Origin of the sequence: Lysobacter sp. K5869, assembly GCF_018847975.1 — a bacterium.
Lineage (GTDB): Bacteria > Pseudomonadota > Gammaproteobacteria > Xanthomonadales > Xanthomonadaceae > Lysobacter.
Window position 1 is genome coordinate 724,255 of record NZ_CP072597.1, and the last position, 16,520, is coordinate 740,774.

Sequence of the window (16,520 nt, forward strand, 5' to 3'; positions counted from 1 at the left end):
GCCCTTCGCCGCCGGCGCGAGCGCGCCGGCACCGCACCCCGTCAGGGCCGCCGCGCCCGGGACCGATCCGATGAGCCGTTTCCGATGAGCCACTCTGTCCGCAAAGTGCCGCTGACCCACGGCGCGCAATGGCTGATGCGCGCATTCAACCTTGGCCGGCGCAATCCGCGCGCGATCTTCGGCGCGGCGCTGCTGCTGATCGCGGTGCTGTACCTGCTGATGTTCGTGTTCACCCTGCCGCTGCAGTTCGGCGACGCGCCCGACTTCGAAACCGCGATCACCACCGTCGCCGTCGCCGCGCTGGCCGCGGTGCTGATCCTGCCGGTGCTGCTGGGCGGGCTGATGCACGTGATCCGCGAAGCCGAAAACGGCCGCCCGGCCCGCGCGCGCGACTTGTTCGCGCCGCTGCGCCTACACAAGGCGCTGCCGCTGGCGCTGCTGGGCATGATCCAGATCGCGCTGGCGCTGATCTGCGGCTCACTGCTGATCTGGGCCACCGGCGCGGACTATTGGCCGCAGTACCAGGAGATGGTGCGCGGCGCGATCACCGGCCGCATCACCACCGTGCCCACCGCCGAACAGCCGGCGCTGGTCGCGCTGGCGCAGCTGCTGTTCTATTACTTCAGCACCGCGGTGGTGCTGGTGTCGGTGCCGCAGATCATGTTCACCGGGCTGAGCCTGTCGGAAGCGGTCAAGCGCAGCTTCGGCGCGTCGCTGTGGAATCTGGGCTCGTACCTGTTCGCGACCATGCTGTTCATGCTCGGCGCGATGATCGCCGGGCTGATGGTCAGCATCGCCGCGCTGGTGGTGGCGCTGCTCGGCGCGGCGGTGACGCCGATGCTCGGGCATCTGCTCGCGTGGCTGCTGTTCGCGGCCTATGGCACAGTGTTCCTGGTGGTGATGTGCGGCACCTGCTACTACGCCTGGAGCGATGTGTTCGCCGAGGACGGCTACAGCGACGGCGCGGCGCCGCCGGCGCCCTCGCCGCAGGATCGGTTCGAGGCGTAAGCGCGGTTACAGCGCGCCGTTGAGCGCGGCGTCCAGCGACGCCTGCAGCGTCCACATCAGCCACACGCACGCGGCCAGCGTGGCCGCGACTTGCAGCACCAACCACGCCCAGCCCCAGGCCGGCATGCGCGCGGCGCCGCGGCGGCGCACGCTGGCGCCGGCGAGGCGGTCGTGCAAAGCCAGATGCTCGGGTTTCCCCGCGGCCAACAGATGGCCGAGGTTGAGCGTGAGCCACGACAGCGAACCGCCGAGATAGCGCAGCGCCGCGCGCACCGGCCCGAGTTCGCCGCCGTCGCGCGCGGCCACGTACAAGCCCAGCGCGCGCTTGCCCGGCGTGGCGCGCCACGGCGTGAACGCGACGAAGCCCACTTCGTAGAGCAGGCCGAGCGCGGCATAGACCAGCAGCCAGCCCAGCACCAGCCCGATCCACGCCGAGGTCGCGGCGGTCGCGGCCGCATGCACCTGCGGCTGCTCGCCCAGGCGGCCGAGAAAACCGCCGAACGCCAGATCGTCCGACGCCGAGGACGCCATCGCCTCGGCCAAGCGCGCGTTGAGGTCGGCGTGAGCGCGCGAGCCCTGCTCGATCAACCGGCGCCAATGGCCGGCGCCGAGCAGGCAAGTCAGCGCGGCGATCAACACCGCATCCAGCGACCACGCCGCGTAGCGCGGCCAGAACCCGGCCGGCGGCGACGCCGCGCCGGGCGCGCTCACGATTCGTGCGCGTCGTCGGCGGGACGCTCGCGCTCGGAGGCGACCCACTTGGCGGCGATGATGCCGATCTCGTAGAGCAAGCACATCGGAATCGCCAGCATCAGCTGCGAGACCACGTCGGGCGGGGTGATCACCGCGGCGACGATGAAGATGCCGACCACGGCGTAACCACGCGCTTCCTTGAGCTGCGCCGGGGTGACCCAGCCGAGCAAGGCCAGGATCACCAGCGCCACCGGCACCTCGAAGCTGATGCCGAAGGCCAGGAACAGGACCAGGACGAAGTCGAGGTAGGCGTTGATGTCGGTCATCATCGCCACGCCGACCGGCGTGACCTTGACCAGGAAGCCGAACACCGACGGCAACACCAGGAAGAACGCGAACGCGCAGCCGGCGTAGAACAGCACCAGCGCCGACACCAGCAGCGGCAGGGCCAGGCGCTTCTCGCGCTTGTACAGGCCCGGCGCGACGAAGGCCCAGGCCTGGAACAGCAGCCACGGCATCGAAATCATCAGCGCGGCGAAGAACGCCAGCTTCAACGGCGCGGCGAACGGCGAGGCCACTTCCACCGCGATCAGCTGGCTGCCGGCCGGCAGCTTGGCCAGCAGCGGCGTGGCCAGGAAGTGGTAGAGCTTGTTGGCGAACGGCAGCAGGCCGAGGAACACCACCATCAAACCGGCGACGCCGCGCAGCAGGCGCGCGCGCAGTTCGATCAGGTGATCGAGCAGGCGCGGTTCGGGCGTGTAGTCGTTGGGATCGCCGGAGCGGGGATCAGCGTCGCTCATCGTTCGGCGTCTGCGCGGTGGAGGGGCGGTAATCGGGCTGGTTGGCGCCGTAGTAATCGGGGTGCGCGGGTTCGGCGGGCGCCGGTGCCGCAGGCGCCGGTTCGGCGTGGTTCGACGCCGAGGGTTCGGGTGCGGCGTGCGCGTGCGGCACCTGCGACGGATCGCCGTGCGCCGGATCGCTTTGCGTCGAATCGCCCGGCGCCGCGGCGCTTTCGTTCTGCGCCTGCGCAGCGGCGGCCGGCGAGGTCCCGGCGGCGGCGACGCGCTGGTTCAGATCGTCGGCGCCTTCGCGCAGGATCTGGCCGCTGTCGCGCAACTGCTGCTGCGCCGAGCGCAATTCGTCCTGGGCGGCGCGCAAGCTGCGCTTGAGGTCTTCGTCGGCGAGTTCGCGCTCGAGCTCGGATTTGACCGAGTACCACTGCGCGCGCGCGCGCCGCACCCACAGCCCGGCGAAACGCGCGGCCTTGGGCAGGCGCTCGGGCCCGAGCACGATCAGGGCCACGATCGCGATCACGAAGACTTCCGAGAAGCCTATGTCGAACATGGCGGAGTGGCCGTGCGGAGAGTCGTGGGAGCGCTAGCCGCGCGGATCAGCGCTGGCTGCGCTCGTCGTTGCGCGCGGACGCGTTGCTGTCGCTGTTGCGCGACTGGTCGTTGAGCTGCTCGGGCTTGTCGTCGTCGGCCATGCCCTTCTTGAAGCCCTTGACCGCCTCGCCGACGTCTTTGCCGATGTTGCCCAGGCGCTTGGTGCCGAACACCAGCACGACGATCAGCAGGACGACGACCCAGTGAATCCAACTCATGCTGCCCATGGCGGTGTCCTGTAGAAACCTGTTGATGAACCTGCGGGTGGAAAGGCGCCGGCTGGTCCGATCAGCGGGCCCGCGGCCTCGCGCGAACGGCGCGCGCGACCGGGATCGCGAGAATACCGCAACCGCGGTAAGCCGGTGTTGCGGCGCGCGCCGCGAACGCGGGAAAACCCGCGTTATAGGCCATCAGTCACGGCGCGCAGGCCCGCCCGCGCGCCGCGGCGCCATTCAGGGCAGCGGCTCGACCTTGGCCGGATTGGGCTGCGCCGGCACGTCGCGCAGCGGCGTGGGCTGGCCCTGCACCGGTTGCGGCTGCGCCGGCTGGGCCGGGGCGAGGCGCTCGTGCGCGGGCGCGCGCGGCGCGGCGCCGGCCGGTTCGGCCACGGTCACGCCGGGCGCGGGATAGACCGTGGTGCCGAGCTCGGGCCGCTGCTCCTCGGCGGTGCGCTTGGCGCGCGCGGCAGCGCTGGCCTCTTCCAGGCGGTCGCGGAAATCGACCACGGCGTTGGACGGCTGACCGCTGGCGCGGCCCTCGAAAATCATGCGCGGGGTGTTGCCCGCGCCGTACACCGCCTGATTGGCGGCATCGTCGATCGACAGCACCGCGCCGTCGAGCGCGATGCCGGCGAACAGGCCGCGCGCGCGCGACCACGACCAGATTTCGGCCTTGAGCTGGCCGTCGGTGGCGGCCGCGGCGGTGCGCCCGACCGGGCCGGCGGCGACGCTGGCGTCGCCGCCGAGGGTCAGCTTGCCGTTGACGATCGAATCCAGGCCGCGCGCGCCGCGGAACACCAGCACGATGTCGGAGGACTGCACGCCGGCCTGGAACCCGACGCTGCCGCCGGTGAGCTTGATGTAGCTGGGATTGGACCAGGTGCCGTCGGGATTCTTCACCGAGGCCAGACCGTGGCCGCGGCGGCCGCCGAACACCAGGCCGACCTTGAGCGTATCGGGCACGACCACGATCGCGCGGGCCTCGTCGAACAACTTGTCGGGAATCGCCGATTCGGGAATCTGCTGGATGTCGGCGAGCACGCGGATCGCGTCGCGGGCGCGCTGGTCCTCATCGGGACCGGCCACGGCGGCGGTGGCGGACAGGCCCAGGCTCAGGGCCAGGCTCAGACTCAGGACGCGGTGCAACGGACGGGGCATGGCAGACTCCGGCATGGCGTACGAAAACGTACGAAGCAAAGGAAGCGGAAGCGGCGCCGGACGTCCGCACGGGCGAGCCGTCGACGCGCGACACCGCGCACGGTCGCCATGGTAAGCAAGGACGCCCGTTCCGGCATCGGCTTGAGGCTAGCCAGACGGCGATGAATCGCTACGGAACTGCGCCGGCGTCCGCGCGCGGCGCATCCAGCCGCCCCGACAGCCAGTGCGCGAGGTTGAGCGCGAACTGGTAATTGCGCTCCGCGCCGGGCGCGTTCATGCCCATCGGATCGCCCTGCGGGCCTTGTCGCTGCGCACTGAACATCGCCGCTTCGCCGAACACCGCGACGCGGCCTTTGCCCAGTCGCAGCAACGCGCCTTGCGACCAGCCGCCGACCTCGGTCCGCGGCGTATCGGCGTCGAATTTCCAGGGCTTGGCCGGCAGCAGCGACAAATAGCCCGGCGGCAAGGTCAGCACCGGCTCGGCCCGCGGCGGTAGCCGGAACGCCTGCCCGGTGAAGCTGCGCACCTGCTCCACCGACTCGCCCGGCGCGCCGCCGTGGCTGATCGCATTCGCCGCCAAGGTGCCGTCGCTGAGGCGGAACAGCGTGGGCTGGCGAAAAATCTCCTTGCGCCGCTGCGGATCGGCATCGAAACCGGGCATGGCGAAGCCGTCGTCGAATTCGAAACCGAACGCGCGCGCCAGGTGGGCGGCCGCGCCCGCCAGCGGCATGTGATCGGCGATCAGCCACAAGCGCCCGCCGCCTTCGACCCAGCGCCGCGCCGCGCGCACTTCCGCCGCGCCGAACGCGGACGGCGTCGGCGAGGCGTAGTCGTCCCAACTCGCGTCGCTGGGTTGGGCGTTGGCGATCACCAGGATCGAACACGGCGCCAGCGAACGCGCGCTCAATCGCGCGCTCAGCGGGCGCACCGCGTAGCCGTCGCGGCGCATCAGTTCGCCGAAGGGCCGATAGCGGCCTTCCAGCGTATGGAAGTTGTGATGCCCCTCGTCCACGCACAGGACCGGGCCGGCGCCGGCGGCATAGGCGGGCGTCCGCACCGGCGGGGCGTAATCGGGGTCGGGGGCTTGCTGGGCCGCGGCGGAGAAGGCGGCCGCCATGGCCAGCGCTGCGGCGAAGGCGAGGAACGGCGGACTCGGACTGACAAGCTTCATCGCGAACTCCTGGGTTGGCCCACACGCAGGGCATCACGTTCAACGCATCGGCGGCCGACGCGACTACACCCCATCCGCGCCTCGTCGGCCACGGCCGCGGGCTCGACGGCGCCTATGGCTGCGATCGAAACATTCGATCCGGCAAAGATTCCTCGCCGGCAGCCGCGGATGTCATCCTATGCCCATGCCCGCTAACGCAAGCCCAGACGCGACCGCCGCCGGCCCGGCCGGCGCCGACACCGCCGTGGTGCTGGTCAACCTCGGCACCCCCGAGGCCGCCAACACTGCGGCCGTGCGCCGTTATCTGTCCGAATTCCTGCACGACCGTCGCGTCGTCGACATGAGCCGCTGGCTGTGGTGCCCGCTGCTGCATTTCGCGATCCTGCCGCTGCGCAGCGGCAAGGTCGCGCACAAGTACGCCAGCGTGTGGCTGCCGGAAGGCTCGCCGCTGGCGGTGCACACCCGCCGCCTCGCCGAAGCGCTGCAGCGCGAGTTGCCGCAGGTGCGCGTGCTGCACGCGATGCGTTACGGCCAGCCGTCGTGGAAGCAGCTGCTGGCGCGGCTGCGCGAGCAAGGGGTGAAGCGGGTGCTGGCGCTGCCGCTGTATCCGCAGTATTCGACCTCCACCACGGCCTCGGTCGGCGATGTGCTCGACGCCGCGCAAGGTCTGGACAAGCGCTTGGTCCACGACTACCACGCCGATCCCGAGTGGGTCGACGCGGTCGCCGAATCGGTGCGCCGCCATCGCGCCGCCCACGGCGCCGGCGAACACTTGCTGCTCTCCTTCCATGGCCTGCCGCAGCGCTTCGCCGCCGCCGGCGACCCGTATCCGCGCCAGTGCGAGGCCAGCGCGCGCGCCATCGCGCAAGCGCTGGAACTGCCCGAGGGCGCCTGGAGCCTGAGCTACCAATCGCGCTTCGGCCGCGAGCGCTGGCTGGAGCCGTCCACCGCCGACACCCTGACCGCGCTGGCCGCGCGCGGCGTGCGCCAGGTCGATGTGATCGCGCCGGGCTTCGCCGTGGATTGCCTGGAAACCCTGGAAGAGGTGGCGATGATGCTGGCCGAGGAGTTCGCCGCGCGCGGCGGACGGCTGCGCTACATCCCCTGCCTCAACGAATCGCCGGCGCATGCGCAGGCGCTGGCCGGCATCGTGCAGCGCGAACTCGCCGACTGGCCGGCGGCCGGCGCGGCTTGAGCGCGGCGGCGCGCGGCGCAGCCGCCATCGTCGCACGCATCGTCATCGCCGCGTGGTGTCATCATGGACGGCGCGATCGGCGGATCGATCGCGCGAACGCTCAACTCGGGAAGCGGTAATGGCAGCCTTGCAAGAATTCGTCGTCGACACCGCCTTCGGCCGCCTCGCCGGCCTGCGCAACGGCCGCGCGCAAGCGCCGAAGCTGCTGGCGCTGCACGGTTGGCTCGACAACGCCGCCAGCTACGTGCCGCTGGCGCCGTGGCTCGACGGTTTCGATCTGGTCGCCCCGGATCTGCCCGGCCATGGCGCCAGCGCGCATTTGCCGATGGCGGCCGAATACACCTTGGTCGGCGCCGCGCGCGCCGCGCTGGCGGTGGCCGACGCGCTGGGTTGGGAGCGCTTCCACCTGCTCGGCCATTCGCTCGGCGGCGCCACCGCCAGCATGATCGCCGCGGCGGTGCCGCAGCGCGTGGACAAGCTGCTGCTGATCGAAGCGCTGGGCTCGCTGTCGGAACCCGAGGAACGCGTCGGCCCCCGTCTGCGCGAGGCCTTCGCCGGCATGGCCGCGCTCGGCGGCAAGCAATTGCGGGTGTTCTCCGACATCGCCACCGCGATCAAGGCGCGCATGATCGCCAACGATTTGAGCGAGCCGGTGGCGCGGCTGCTGGTCGAACGCGGCGTCGCGCCGGCGCGCAGCGACGCCGGCGCGGCCGGTTTCGTCTGGCGCAGCGATCCGCGCCTCACCCTGGTGTCGGCGCAGCGCATGAGCGAGGCGCAGATGCGCGCGCTGATCCGCGCCATCGACAGCCCGACCTGCATGGTCTGGGCCGACCCGGCGCAGAGCTACATGCCCGACGCGCAGCGGCGCGAGCGCGCGACCTTGCTGCGCGACGGCGAGCTGCACACGCGGGCGGGGACGCATCATCTGCACATGGAGCAGCCGGACATCGTCGGCGCCTTGTTCCGCGAGTTCCTGTCGCGCTGAGTTCCGCGCGAGGAACGCCGGCGCTTACTCGTCGGCCGCGATCAGCTTGCGCAACCGCGCCTTGAGCGCGCGCCCGGAATCGCGGAAGTACTCGCGCTGATCGCGCCAGTCCGGGCAGCGCTGCTCGACCTCGCGCCAGAACGCGCGCGAGTGGTCGGCGTGGATCAGATGGCAGAGTTCGTGCACCAGCACGTACTCGAACGCGGCCGGCGGCGCCAACACCAGCGACAGGTCCAGCGACAGCGCGCCGTCGGGCGCGAGCGAACCCCATTGCGACGACATCACCCGGTAACGCAGCCGCGACGGCGCGCGCGGCAGGCCGGGCAGGTACTTGGGCAGCCAGCGGCCGACGTCGGCGCGGGCCTGGCCTTCGTAGAAATCGCGCAGCGCGCGCTGCAGCGACTTGAGTGCGACGGCGTCCGGCGCGGCGATATCGATGGCGTCTTCGCCCGGCTGGATGCGCAGGTAGCGCGCGCTCTGCCAGCGCAGCGGCACCTCGACGCCGCGCAGCGGCAGGGCTTCGGTGAGGTGCGGCTGCAAGCCCGGCGCGTCGGTGCCGGCGCGGGCGATCTGCGCCAGCAGCCAGTCGCCGTGTTCGATCACGAAGCGGGTGCCGGCGATCTCGCTGGCGCGCAGCGGCAAGGTCAGGCGCGGGCCGCGCTCGTCGACGCTGAGCTTGATCCGGCGCGCGCGCGGGTCGCGCACGCGCAGCACCTCGACGGTGCGGCCGTTGGCCAGGGCGATGGCGACGGTCTCGCGCGAGACCGCGCGCGGCGCGGCCTGCGGCTGGCCGGTCAGCAAGCGCAGCAGGCTTTTCATGGGTGGGGGGCCGCCATGCGCGAAGCATAGCGCGGTGGGGTGGGAAAGGTGTTGCGGCGGCGCGGGTTGGGTGGCGACGCGGGCGATGGTCGGCGGCGGCGTAGGCGCGGTGTCGCGGTCGCGGCTTGCGCCGCTCCTACAAGGGGATACGAAGCCGCGGCCGCTCCCTGTAGGAGCGGCGTGAGCCGCGACCGCGCTCCGACCGATCGCGCCGCAACTGCGATGCCCGGGTCGCGGCTTACGCCGCTCCTACACCCGGAACATCGGCGACTGGCGAACGATCAGGCCTCGACCTTCGACAACTTCAACGCCTTCTCCAGCACCACGAACAAGCGCTTCACCTCCGCGCTCATCAACGCGAAGCGCGCGTCCAGCTCGGCGCGCAGCCCGTCGCCGTCGCTGTGTTCCAGCTGATCCACCGCGCCGTCGAGCAGCTTGAACTTGCGCACGATCAGGTCTTCGCCGATCACGAACGAAACGTGGTCGTCCAGGCTCAGCGCCAGTCGGGTGACCTGCTTGCCGGTTTCCAGGTGCTTGGCGATCTCGTCGCTCTCCAGCTCCTGGCGCTGGCACTTCACCACCGCGCCCTGATCGACCGGATCGCGCAGTTCGCACTCGTCGCCGAGCATGATCCCGTCCGGCAGCGGCTCGCCCGCGACCCAGCCGGTCAGGATCGAACGCGGCGCCACTTCGGCGTTGAGCGGCAGCGCCGGGAAGCTGCCGATGGCGCGGCGGATTTCGCTGATGACGTTCTCGGCGGTCTTGCGGCTGGAGGTGTCGACGATCACCAGCCCGTGTTCGAGATCGATGATCGCGTCGGTGCGGCTGGGCTTGATGAACGCGCGCGGCATCAGGTCGGTGATGAGCTCGTCCTTGAGCCGCTTGCGGGTGCGCCCGCCGGGCTTGCGCCCTTCCTTCTGCTCGATCTCGGCCAGCTTCTTGGCCAGCATGTCGTTGATGACCGCGCCGGGCAGCAGGCGGTCTTCGCCGCCGACGGTCAGCCAGATCGCGCTGCCGATGCGGTTGCTGATGACCGCGTCTTCGTCGCCGCGGCCGAACGGCGAGATGAAGCCGCGCGAGGACAACTCCAGCGGGCCGACCGGCTTGAGCCGGCATTCCTCCAAACCCTTGTCGAGTTCGGCGAGATCGTGGGTGGTGGGGAAGCGGAAGAACGTCAGGTTGCGGAAGAACATTCAGAGACCGGGAATATGGAATGGGGAATAGGGATCGGCGTCGCGGGTGCCGCGCCTGCCGCGTGTCGTCATTCCCGCGAAAGCGGGAATCCACAGACCTCGTGCGTTCTCGCACGAAGAGCCCTGGGTTCCCGCTTTCGCGGGAACGACGGTGCGATGAAGCGATGGATCATCCGATCTGCGCGACCGGATCGTCGGAGTCGGCCTCGTCGAGCCACGCCGGCGTCTGCAACGCCGCGCCGCCGCCCTGCCCCAGGCCGAGGAAATCGAACAGCTTGGGATCGCTCAGCTGCGACAGCCGGATGTCGCCGAGCGCGCGCGAGATGATCTCCAGGCGCCCGGGCGTCTCGCGTTCCCACGCCTCCATCATCCGCTTGACCTGCTTGCGCTGCAGGTTCTCCTGCGAGCCGCACAGGTTGCACGGGATGATCGGGAACCGGCGCGCGGCGGCGTATTCGACGATGTCGTCCTCGCGCACGTAGGCCAGCGGCCGGATCACCACGTGGCGACCGTCGTCGGACAGCAGCTTCGGCGGCATGCCGCTGAGCTTGGCGTGGAAGAACAGGTTCAGGAAGAAGGTGGCGACCAGATCGTCGCGGTGGTGGCCGAGCGCGATCTTGGTGAAGCCCTGCTCGGCCGCGTAGGTGTACAGCGCGCCGCGCCGCAGCCGCGAACACAGCGAGCACATGGTCTTGCCTTCCGGCACCACCCGGGTGACCACCGAGTAGGTGTCCTGCTCGAGGATCTTGTACGGCACGCCGACCGATTCGAGGTACTGCGGCAGCACGTGCTCGGGAAAGTCCGGCTGCTTCTGGTCGAGGTTGACCGCGACCAGCTCGAACTTCACCGGCGCCTTCTTCTGCAGCTGCAGCAGGACGTCGAGCATCGTGTAGCTGTCCTTGCCGCCGGACAGGCAGACCATGACCTTGTCGCCGTCCTCGATCATGCCGAAGTCGGCGATGGCGCGGCCGACCTGGTGGCGCAGGCGCGCGCCGAGGCGCTCGAGATCGGCGGCGGGGGCGTCGGCGCGGGCGCGGCGGACGGGTTCGGCTAGGGGCAGGACGGTACTCATCAGGCCGCCGATTCTACGCCAAGGGTCGGTGAACACGGCCGGGACGGCGCGCGCCCGCGGCGCCAAGCCAATCGCCGCAAGGGTTTCAGCCCCGCGCGCGACGGCCGATGACGGCGGACACGGCGGCGGTTTAAGCTCAGCGCCATGACCGTCAGCACCGATGCCGCCGAAATCGCCCGCCAGCTCGCCGACCTGCGGCTGGAGCATCGCGACCTCGACGCGGCCATCGAACGCCTCAACCTGGACCCGCAGTCCGACGAGCTGACCCTCAAGCGGCTGAAGAAGCGCAAGCTGTGGCTCAAGGACTGCATCGCCCGGCTCGAAAGCGCGCTGATTCCCGACGAACCGGCCTGAGCGCCGGCGCCCGCGGCGGCGCCGGGCACCGCATCGCGACGGCGCCCGCGGCGGCACGGATACAGCATCCGCGGCGACGCGCGCATGGCATCTGTCATGTGCCCCTGGTGACGTCCCCGGGTGCAGCGGTTCGTGCCCCCTGTGCTACGGTGCGCGCACTCGCAACGGGCCCTGGCATGGCGAACAAGGACGAACTGATCGGCGCAGCGCGCAACCCGTGGTGGCAGGCCGCCGCAGCGGTCGCCGCGGTCGCGCTCGTGCTCACTTTCGCCCTCGGCGGCTTCAAGCCGGCCAAGAGCAAATCCAAGCCGATCCCGCAATCCACCGCCGGCAAGCGCGTGCAGACCGGCGCGATGGCGGTGACGCCGCTGCGCGCCTGGGTGGCGCGTTATCGGCCGGGCGGGCGGGTCGAGCCGAACCAGTTGTATTTGGTGTTGCAGGCCGATGTCGAGAATCGGACCGGGCGCAGCTTCGGCAGCTACAACTATCTGATCAAGGATCTGATCCTGGTCGGCCCCAAGTTCGACGCGGTGAAAGCCGATCTGCCGCTGGCCGCGGACGACCACAGCATTCTCGGCGATCTGCATCCGCGGCTGAAGCAACGCGTGGACTTGGTGTGGAAGCTGCCGCCCGGTTACGCCTACAAGACGAAAGAGACCTTCGGTCTGTTCGCCCGCGACTACAAGGCCAAGGCCTATCCCAATGACGAAGGCGCCTGGGTGCAAGGCAAGCCGGCCGCGAAACTGGCGCTGGCCGTGCAGGATCTGCGCGACAGGATCGTGGCGCAATGAGTAGCGTCGCGCGCTCCGCATCCACTCGTCCTTCCCGCGGACTGTGGCGTTACGCCCTGTGGATCGTTCTTGCGTTGGCGGCGATCGTCGCCTTGCGCAAGGGCGAGTCCGATTACGAACAACGCGACGCGCCGCTGCTGCAATCGGGCGCGCCGCAGACGCGGGCGCTCGGACGCAACTTCGCCGTCCAGACCGGATCGATCAAGACGGCGCGCGCGTATTTGCTCAAAGGCGATTTCTCTCAGCCGCAGGACCACGTCCTACGCTCCCCGGGCGTGTGGTTGTCGGTGTTGGCGGAGGTCGAAGCGCTGCAGGCGCCCGGCTACGTCACCGCGCAGTTGCGCACCCTCGACGGGCTGGTCTATGTCGCCTCCAACAAAGAGCGGCCCAAGCTGCCCGGGATCAACCTCAGCGAACGCGAGCTCGCGCCCGGCTTGCCAGAGAAAGGCGCCTGGTTCTTCGAAGTCCCGGCGGACAAGCTGCAGGGCGCCCACCTGCAGGTTTATTGGGGCCTGTTGCTGCCCGACGGCGGCGACAGCCTGGTCGACATCGACTTGAAGATCGACCCGGCGCGGGAACGCAAATTGACCGCGGATACCGTCCCGGTGCTGGACCTGCGAATGTGAGCGCGCAACCCATGACCTCTGAGGAAACTTCGCGCACGAGCGCGCAGACGGCCCCGACCGCCGCGCCGTTCCCCGGCTGGTGGCGGCATAACCGATGGTGGCTCGCCGGCGCCGTCTTGATCGCCGGCGCGACGCTTTGGATGTCATATCGCGACGCGCTCGGCGCTTATCGCTCGCGCCATCCGAACATCCCGCTCGCGGCGAACAAGAGCAACTGGACCCACTACGCGGGCGCTCGCTGGCGCTTGACCGGATTCGAAACGCTGCCGCCCGGCGATCCGCGCGTTCGCGGCGCGCTGCGCAAGGACGCCATGATCGTGTTGGTGAACTACGAAACGATCCCCGACTCCGGCACCAAGGTCCGCGATCTGGACACCTGCAAAGGCGCGCTGACCGATGCGGACGGACGACGCTGGGAGCCCGATCCGGGCGCGTTGCCGCGCCTGTCCGGTCCGCGCGTTCCCAACACTTGCGGCAGCGGATACGACGCCTCTTTCAAGCAAATCCTGGCCGTTCCAGGCAGACCGTTCGCGTTTCAGCACGCCTATCTGATCCCCAGGAACGTCCGCCGCGAAGGGCTGCGCGCGCGGATCGAGTTTCGCAACTCCGCGTTGGCGGACGGCCGTTTCCTGAATTACGAAATGTGACGAAAATCGATATTTCGTCAGGAGGCAACACGCCAGCGGCGCCGATCGCCTCCACTCCGGCTGCGATCCTTTCTGGGTGACATCCGCGCTGGACTCGCATCGACGGGCGACCCATCGCGGCCGACTCAGAATCTTCCGCCGTCGTCGCTTGGACCTGGAGCATCACGCAATGGCTTTCGCTTCGCGCTTCGCCGCCGCATCGATTTTCGCCGCACTGTTTTCCTCTCCCGCGGCCGCGCAGGATTACGTCGCGCCCCCGCCCACGCTGGATCCGGTGGTCGTCACCAGTTCCGGCGGGCTGGACATCATGACGTGGACCGCCTACGGAACCGACTGGAATCCCAGCCGCAAGATCATGAATCCAGGCGAGAGTCCGGACCTGATGGAATGCGGCGACTGCGGCGGCGGCTCGTCGGATTACTGGGCTTACGAGACCGTTTGCAGCAACCTGAAATGCAATCTCGCGACGATCCAGACCCGGCTCGCGGATCTCAGGCAGTACTACGCCGCGGGCCAATCGTATTGGGACTCGCGCAGCAAGGAACAGGTGCAAACCGCGATCCGCAAGCTCGAGGAAATCGTCGCCGCGATGGTCGCCAACCCCTCGGAACCGCCGAAAGGCTGGTGATCGCGACAACGAAAAGGCCGCATCCGCGGCCTTTTCGTCGAACGTTCGCGGTTCGCTTCAGCCTCGCATCCTGACCAAGGCGCGATCGAACGTCGCGGCCAGCAGAACCACACGAACCGTATCGGTGATGAGCGAGGGCCGCATCGAAAACGGCGTGGTCAAGAACGCCGCCCAGAACTGGCCCGACACCTTCTGCCATTCGGGGTCGCGCGGCCCGAGCGCCAGCTCCAGCACGCGCCAAGACCAAGAATCGATGTAGGCCAGCGCTTGCCAGCACACGCACAGCGTCAACAGCGCCGGCAGGCCGGCGCGCAGCACCAGGCGCAGGCTGTTGACGATGGGAACGCCCTTGCTGCTCCAACCCGCGCTGGCCTTGTCGGCGAGCATGCGCACGGTGAAATGCATGGCTTTGAACCGGTCGACCATGCGCCCCAGCGCCTCGTCGGCCGCGTCGATGCGCTGCGCGCGGCGCAAGTCGATCCCGTAGATGATGGCGGTGATCGCCAACCAAATCAGCGGCAACGCCACCGCGCCGCCGGCCGTGGTGAGGAAATCCCACACCGGCGCCAGCGCGCGCTTGGTCGGCGCCAGGGTCTTGAACAGCGCGGTGGGGCTTTCCCACCAATCGGTCACCGCCACGTACACCGCGCGCTCGTGCCACCAATCCGTTACCGCCTTGGTGGCCTGAGTGATCGCGGCCACGCCGACGAACACCCAGTACGCCTCGCACAAGGTCGCCAAGATGTTCCAGCGCGCGTTTCCGGTCGCCGTCGCACGGCGCTTGCTGAACCAACGGACCGCCCACGCCACCGCCAAGGCGATCCACAAACCCTTCAGATGCAGCACATCGTGCAGGTCTTCGCGCTCCCACACGCTGAAGGTGTAGTCGGTGACGAAATAACGGCGCAGGTTCTCCAACAACCCCCAACCGGCGTAGTACGCGAAGAACGGCAACAACGCGATCGCCAGCGCCGTGCTCCACTGCTTGCGCACCGCCTTGGTATCCGGCGTGGTCGCGCCGCCCGCAAGCATCGGCAGCGAGGGCCGCAGCGACTGGAACATGAAGATGGTGCCGGCCAGCTGGGTGACGATCAGCACCGACAACGAGGCGAACGACAGCAGCAGCGAGCGTTCGCCGAGCTTGACCGCCAGATCCATCAACAGGCTGTAGCACAGCCGCTGGGCGAAGAACCAGAACGCCAGCGCCGGCCAGTGGCGCCATAGCAGGCGCGCGGTCAGCAGCGGGATTTCGAGCCAGGCGCCGGCGGGCTCGCCGCGGACGGCGGAGCCGCTCGGCGACGGAGAAACGGGCGCGGCGGCGGAAAGCGGGCTGGAAGACATTTCGCGAGGGCCGGAGCGGGATCGCGCGATGGTAACCGCTGCATCGCGCGCGCCGCAGTGACGATCATCAGGCGCCGCCCGGCGGCCGTCCCGGGGCGGCGCCGCCGCCGAGCCCGGCGGCGGCGCGCAGGTTCGCGCTTACAGGTACAGCGCGATGACCTGCATCGTCCAGCTGGGTTCCTTGCCGGCTGGCTGGCTCTTCCAGTGCGCCATCTGCTCGGTCAGGAAGGCTTTGGACTGCGGCGTGTCCAGATCGCCGATGGCCTTGATCGCCATGGCGCGGTCTTGCCAGATCTTGGCGTCGCTGTAGATCGACTTGAGCAGATCGAACTGCCCCTGCGCGCGCAGATTGCCCAGCGAGGAGATCGCCGCGATGCGGACGTACTCGTCCTCGTCGCGGGTCAGGCCGACCAGGGTATCGATGGCCTTGGGATTGTTGGCGAAGCCCAGCGCGTACACGTCCAGGTAGCTGTCGTCGCTGCGTTGGGCGATCTTGGCGGTCAGCGCGGCGACCGCGGCATCGTCGGCGCGCGCGCCGTACAGCTGGTTGGCGACTTTCGCGGCGAGCTCCTTCACCGCCAGCGACAGCGGCTGGTTCAAGGTCGGCTCGATGATTTCGTCGAAGCTCCACACCGGCACCTTGCCTCGCTTGACGAACACGCCCACGCGCTGCTTGCCGGCGGCGGTTTCCACGTCGGCGCTGAGGTAGGTGAAGGTGACGTAGGGCGAGTAGGCGTTCTGGCGGTGGTTCTGGATCCGGAAGGTCTTCAGATCGATGCGCGGGAACGCGCTGGCCTCGCCCGCGCCGACCTGCGCAGGAATGCCGCGCGCGTTGAGCTCGGCTTGCAGGTTCTTGGCCAGGAACGCGGCCGGATCCAGCGGCGCGCTTTCCACCATCAAGGTCGAAGCCAGCGTGCCGGTGAGGAAGGCCCGCTCGGCGGCGGCGCGGTTGTCTTGCAAGGCGATCCGCTCGGCCTGCGCGGGCGCGGCGGCATAACGCACCTGCGACGGCACCGGCGACTTGACCACGTACGATTTCGGCGCGCAGGCCGCCAAGGACAAACACACGAGCACGGCGCCACCGGCGCGCCACAACGCGACAGACTTCATCGATTTCCCCTGTTGAATGATTTACTTCCCCTGCGGCGGCTAGCGCTCGACCGCGAGGCGATTATAGAGAGAATTCGCGAAGCCGGTCGCAGTTTCGATGCGAGCCAGATCAAGGCCGATGCCGCC

At 69.4% G+C, this 16,520-nt stretch carries 19 protein-coding genes; 8 read left to right on the plus strand and 11 right to left on the minus strand.

What is annotated here, in order from left to right:
- Window positions 1–84 precede the first annotated feature (84 nt).
- Window positions 85–1,008 (plus strand): hypothetical protein, encoded by a 924-nt coding sequence (locus tag J5226_RS03065; protein ID WP_215838396.1) that lies wholly within the window; start codon window positions 85–87, stop codon window positions 1,006–1,008.
- A gap of 6 nt (window positions 1,009–1,014) precedes the next feature.
- On the opposite strand, the gene J5226_RS03070 is transcribed toward J5226_RS03065, so the two are convergent.
- The 6 genes from J5226_RS03070 to J5226_RS03095 all read right to left on the minus strand — a co-directional run bounded on the left by J5226_RS03070 (window position 1,015) and on the right by J5226_RS03095 (window position 5,633).
- Window positions 1,015–1,719, minus strand: a complete 705-nt coding sequence (locus J5226_RS03070; RefSeq protein ID WP_215838397.1) for an RDD family protein — start codon at window positions 1,717–1,719, stop codon at window positions 1,015–1,017.
- On the minus strand, window positions 1,716–2,501 hold the full coding sequence (gene tatC, locus J5226_RS03075) for a twin-arginine translocase subunit TatC (RefSeq protein ID WP_215838398.1): 786 nt from the start codon (window positions 2,499–2,501) through the stop codon (window positions 1,716–1,718). The genes J5226_RS03070 and tatC overlap by 4 nt, the downstream gene beginning before the upstream one ends.
- Window positions 2,488–3,045 carry a Sec-independent protein translocase protein TatB gene (gene tatB, locus J5226_RS25580; RefSeq protein ID WP_215838399.1) on the minus strand — a complete coding sequence of 186 codons (558 nt, stop codon included), beginning with the start codon at window positions 3,043–3,045 and terminating at the stop codon, window positions 2,488–2,490. Before tatB ends, tatC begins: the two co-directional genes overlap by 14 nt.
- 46 nt (window positions 3,046–3,091) lie before the next feature.
- Window positions 3,092–3,313: a Sec-independent protein translocase subunit TatA gene (tatA, locus tag J5226_RS03085; RefSeq protein ID WP_215838400.1), complete on the minus strand. Its 222-nt coding sequence runs from the start codon at window positions 3,311–3,313 to the stop codon at window positions 3,092–3,094.
- 225 nt (window positions 3,314–3,538) lie between these two features.
- Entirely contained in the window at window positions 3,539–4,450 is a 912-nt protein-coding gene (locus J5226_RS03090) for a lipid-binding SYLF domain-containing protein (RefSeq protein ID WP_215840306.1), read from the minus strand.
- Window positions 4,451–4,631: 181 nt separating this feature from the next.
- The gene (locus J5226_RS03095; protein ID WP_215838401.1) at window positions 4,632–5,633 is read right to left on the minus strand and encodes a hypothetical protein; all 1,002 of its coding nucleotides are present in this window, start codon (window positions 5,631–5,633) and stop codon (window positions 4,632–4,634) included.
- Between the two features lie 184 nt (window positions 5,634–5,817).
- Between J5226_RS03095 and hemH the strand changes: the two genes are divergently transcribed.
- Together hemH and J5226_RS03105 are read left to right on the plus strand one after the other, a co-directional pair.
- A complete protein-coding gene (gene hemH / locus J5226_RS03100; protein ID WP_215838402.1) occupies window positions 5,818–6,828 on the plus strand; it encodes a ferrochelatase in 1,011 nt (336 codons plus the stop codon).
- A 118-nt stretch (window positions 6,829–6,946) separates the two neighbouring features.
- On the plus strand, window positions 6,947–7,813 hold the full coding sequence (locus J5226_RS03105) for an alpha/beta hydrolase (protein ID WP_215838403.1): 867 nt from the start codon (window positions 6,947–6,949) through the stop codon (window positions 7,811–7,813).
- A 24-nt stretch (window positions 7,814–7,837) separates the two neighbouring features.
- Here J5226_RS03105 and J5226_RS03110 read toward each other — a convergent pair whose 3' ends face one another.
- The 3 genes from J5226_RS03110 to ttcA form a co-directional block, all read right to left on the minus strand.
- A complete protein-coding gene (locus J5226_RS03110; RefSeq protein ID WP_215838404.1) occupies window positions 7,838–8,632 on the minus strand; it encodes a SprT family zinc-dependent metalloprotease in 795 nt (264 codons plus the stop codon).
- 281 nt (window positions 8,633–8,913) lie between these two features.
- A complete protein-coding gene (locus J5226_RS03115; protein WP_215838405.1) occupies window positions 8,914–9,825 on the minus strand; it encodes a recombination-associated protein RdgC in 912 nt (303 codons plus the stop codon).
- Between the two features lie 169 nt (window positions 9,826–9,994).
- Window positions 9,995–10,897 carry a tRNA 2-thiocytidine(32) synthetase TtcA gene (ttcA, locus tag J5226_RS03120; RefSeq protein WP_215838406.1) on the minus strand — a complete coding sequence of 301 codons (903 nt, stop codon included), beginning with the start codon at window positions 10,895–10,897 and terminating at the stop codon, window positions 9,995–9,997.
- Window positions 10,898–11,041: 144 nt separating this feature from the next.
- On the opposite strand from ttcA, the gene J5226_RS03125 reads away from it, so the two are divergent.
- The 5 genes from J5226_RS03125 to J5226_RS03145 all read left to right on the plus strand — a co-directional run bounded on the left by J5226_RS03125 (window position 11,042) and on the right by J5226_RS03145 (window position 13,943).
- Window positions 11,042–11,251 carry a YdcH family protein gene (locus tag J5226_RS03125; RefSeq protein ID WP_215838407.1) on the plus strand — a complete coding sequence of 70 codons (210 nt, stop codon included), beginning with the start codon at window positions 11,042–11,044 and terminating at the stop codon, window positions 11,249–11,251.
- Window positions 11,252–11,427: 176 nt separating this feature from the next.
- Window positions 11,428–12,042, plus strand: coding sequence for a hypothetical protein (locus J5226_RS03130; RefSeq protein ID WP_215838408.1), 615 nt, complete (start codon window positions 11,428–11,430; stop codon window positions 12,040–12,042).
- The gene (locus J5226_RS03135; RefSeq protein WP_215838409.1) at window positions 12,039–12,668 is read left to right on the plus strand and encodes a hypothetical protein; all 630 of its coding nucleotides are present in this window, start codon (window positions 12,039–12,041) and stop codon (window positions 12,666–12,668) included. The genes J5226_RS03130 and J5226_RS03135 overlap by 4 nt, the downstream gene beginning before the upstream one ends.
- On the plus strand, window positions 12,665–13,315 hold the full coding sequence (locus J5226_RS03140) for a hypothetical protein (RefSeq protein ID WP_215838410.1): 651 nt from the start codon (window positions 12,665–12,667) through the stop codon (window positions 13,313–13,315). The genes J5226_RS03135 and J5226_RS03140 overlap by 4 nt, the downstream gene beginning before the upstream one ends.
- 148 nt (window positions 13,316–13,463) lie before the next feature.
- Entirely contained in the window at window positions 13,464–13,943 is a 480-nt protein-coding gene (locus J5226_RS03145; protein WP_215838411.1) for a hypothetical protein, read from the plus strand.
- A 57-nt stretch (window positions 13,944–14,000) separates the two neighbouring features.
- On the opposite strand, the gene J5226_RS03150 is transcribed toward J5226_RS03145, so the two are convergent.
- On the minus strand, window positions 14,001–15,284 hold the full coding sequence (locus J5226_RS03150; protein WP_215838412.1) for a hypothetical protein: 1,284 nt from the start codon (window positions 15,282–15,284) through the stop codon (window positions 14,001–14,003).
- Window positions 15,285–15,422: 138 nt separating this feature from the next.
- Entirely contained in the window at window positions 15,423–16,394 is a 972-nt protein-coding gene (locus J5226_RS03155; RefSeq protein WP_215838413.1) for a HEAT repeat domain-containing protein, read from the minus strand.
- Between the last annotated feature and the right edge of the window lie 126 nt (window positions 16,395–16,520).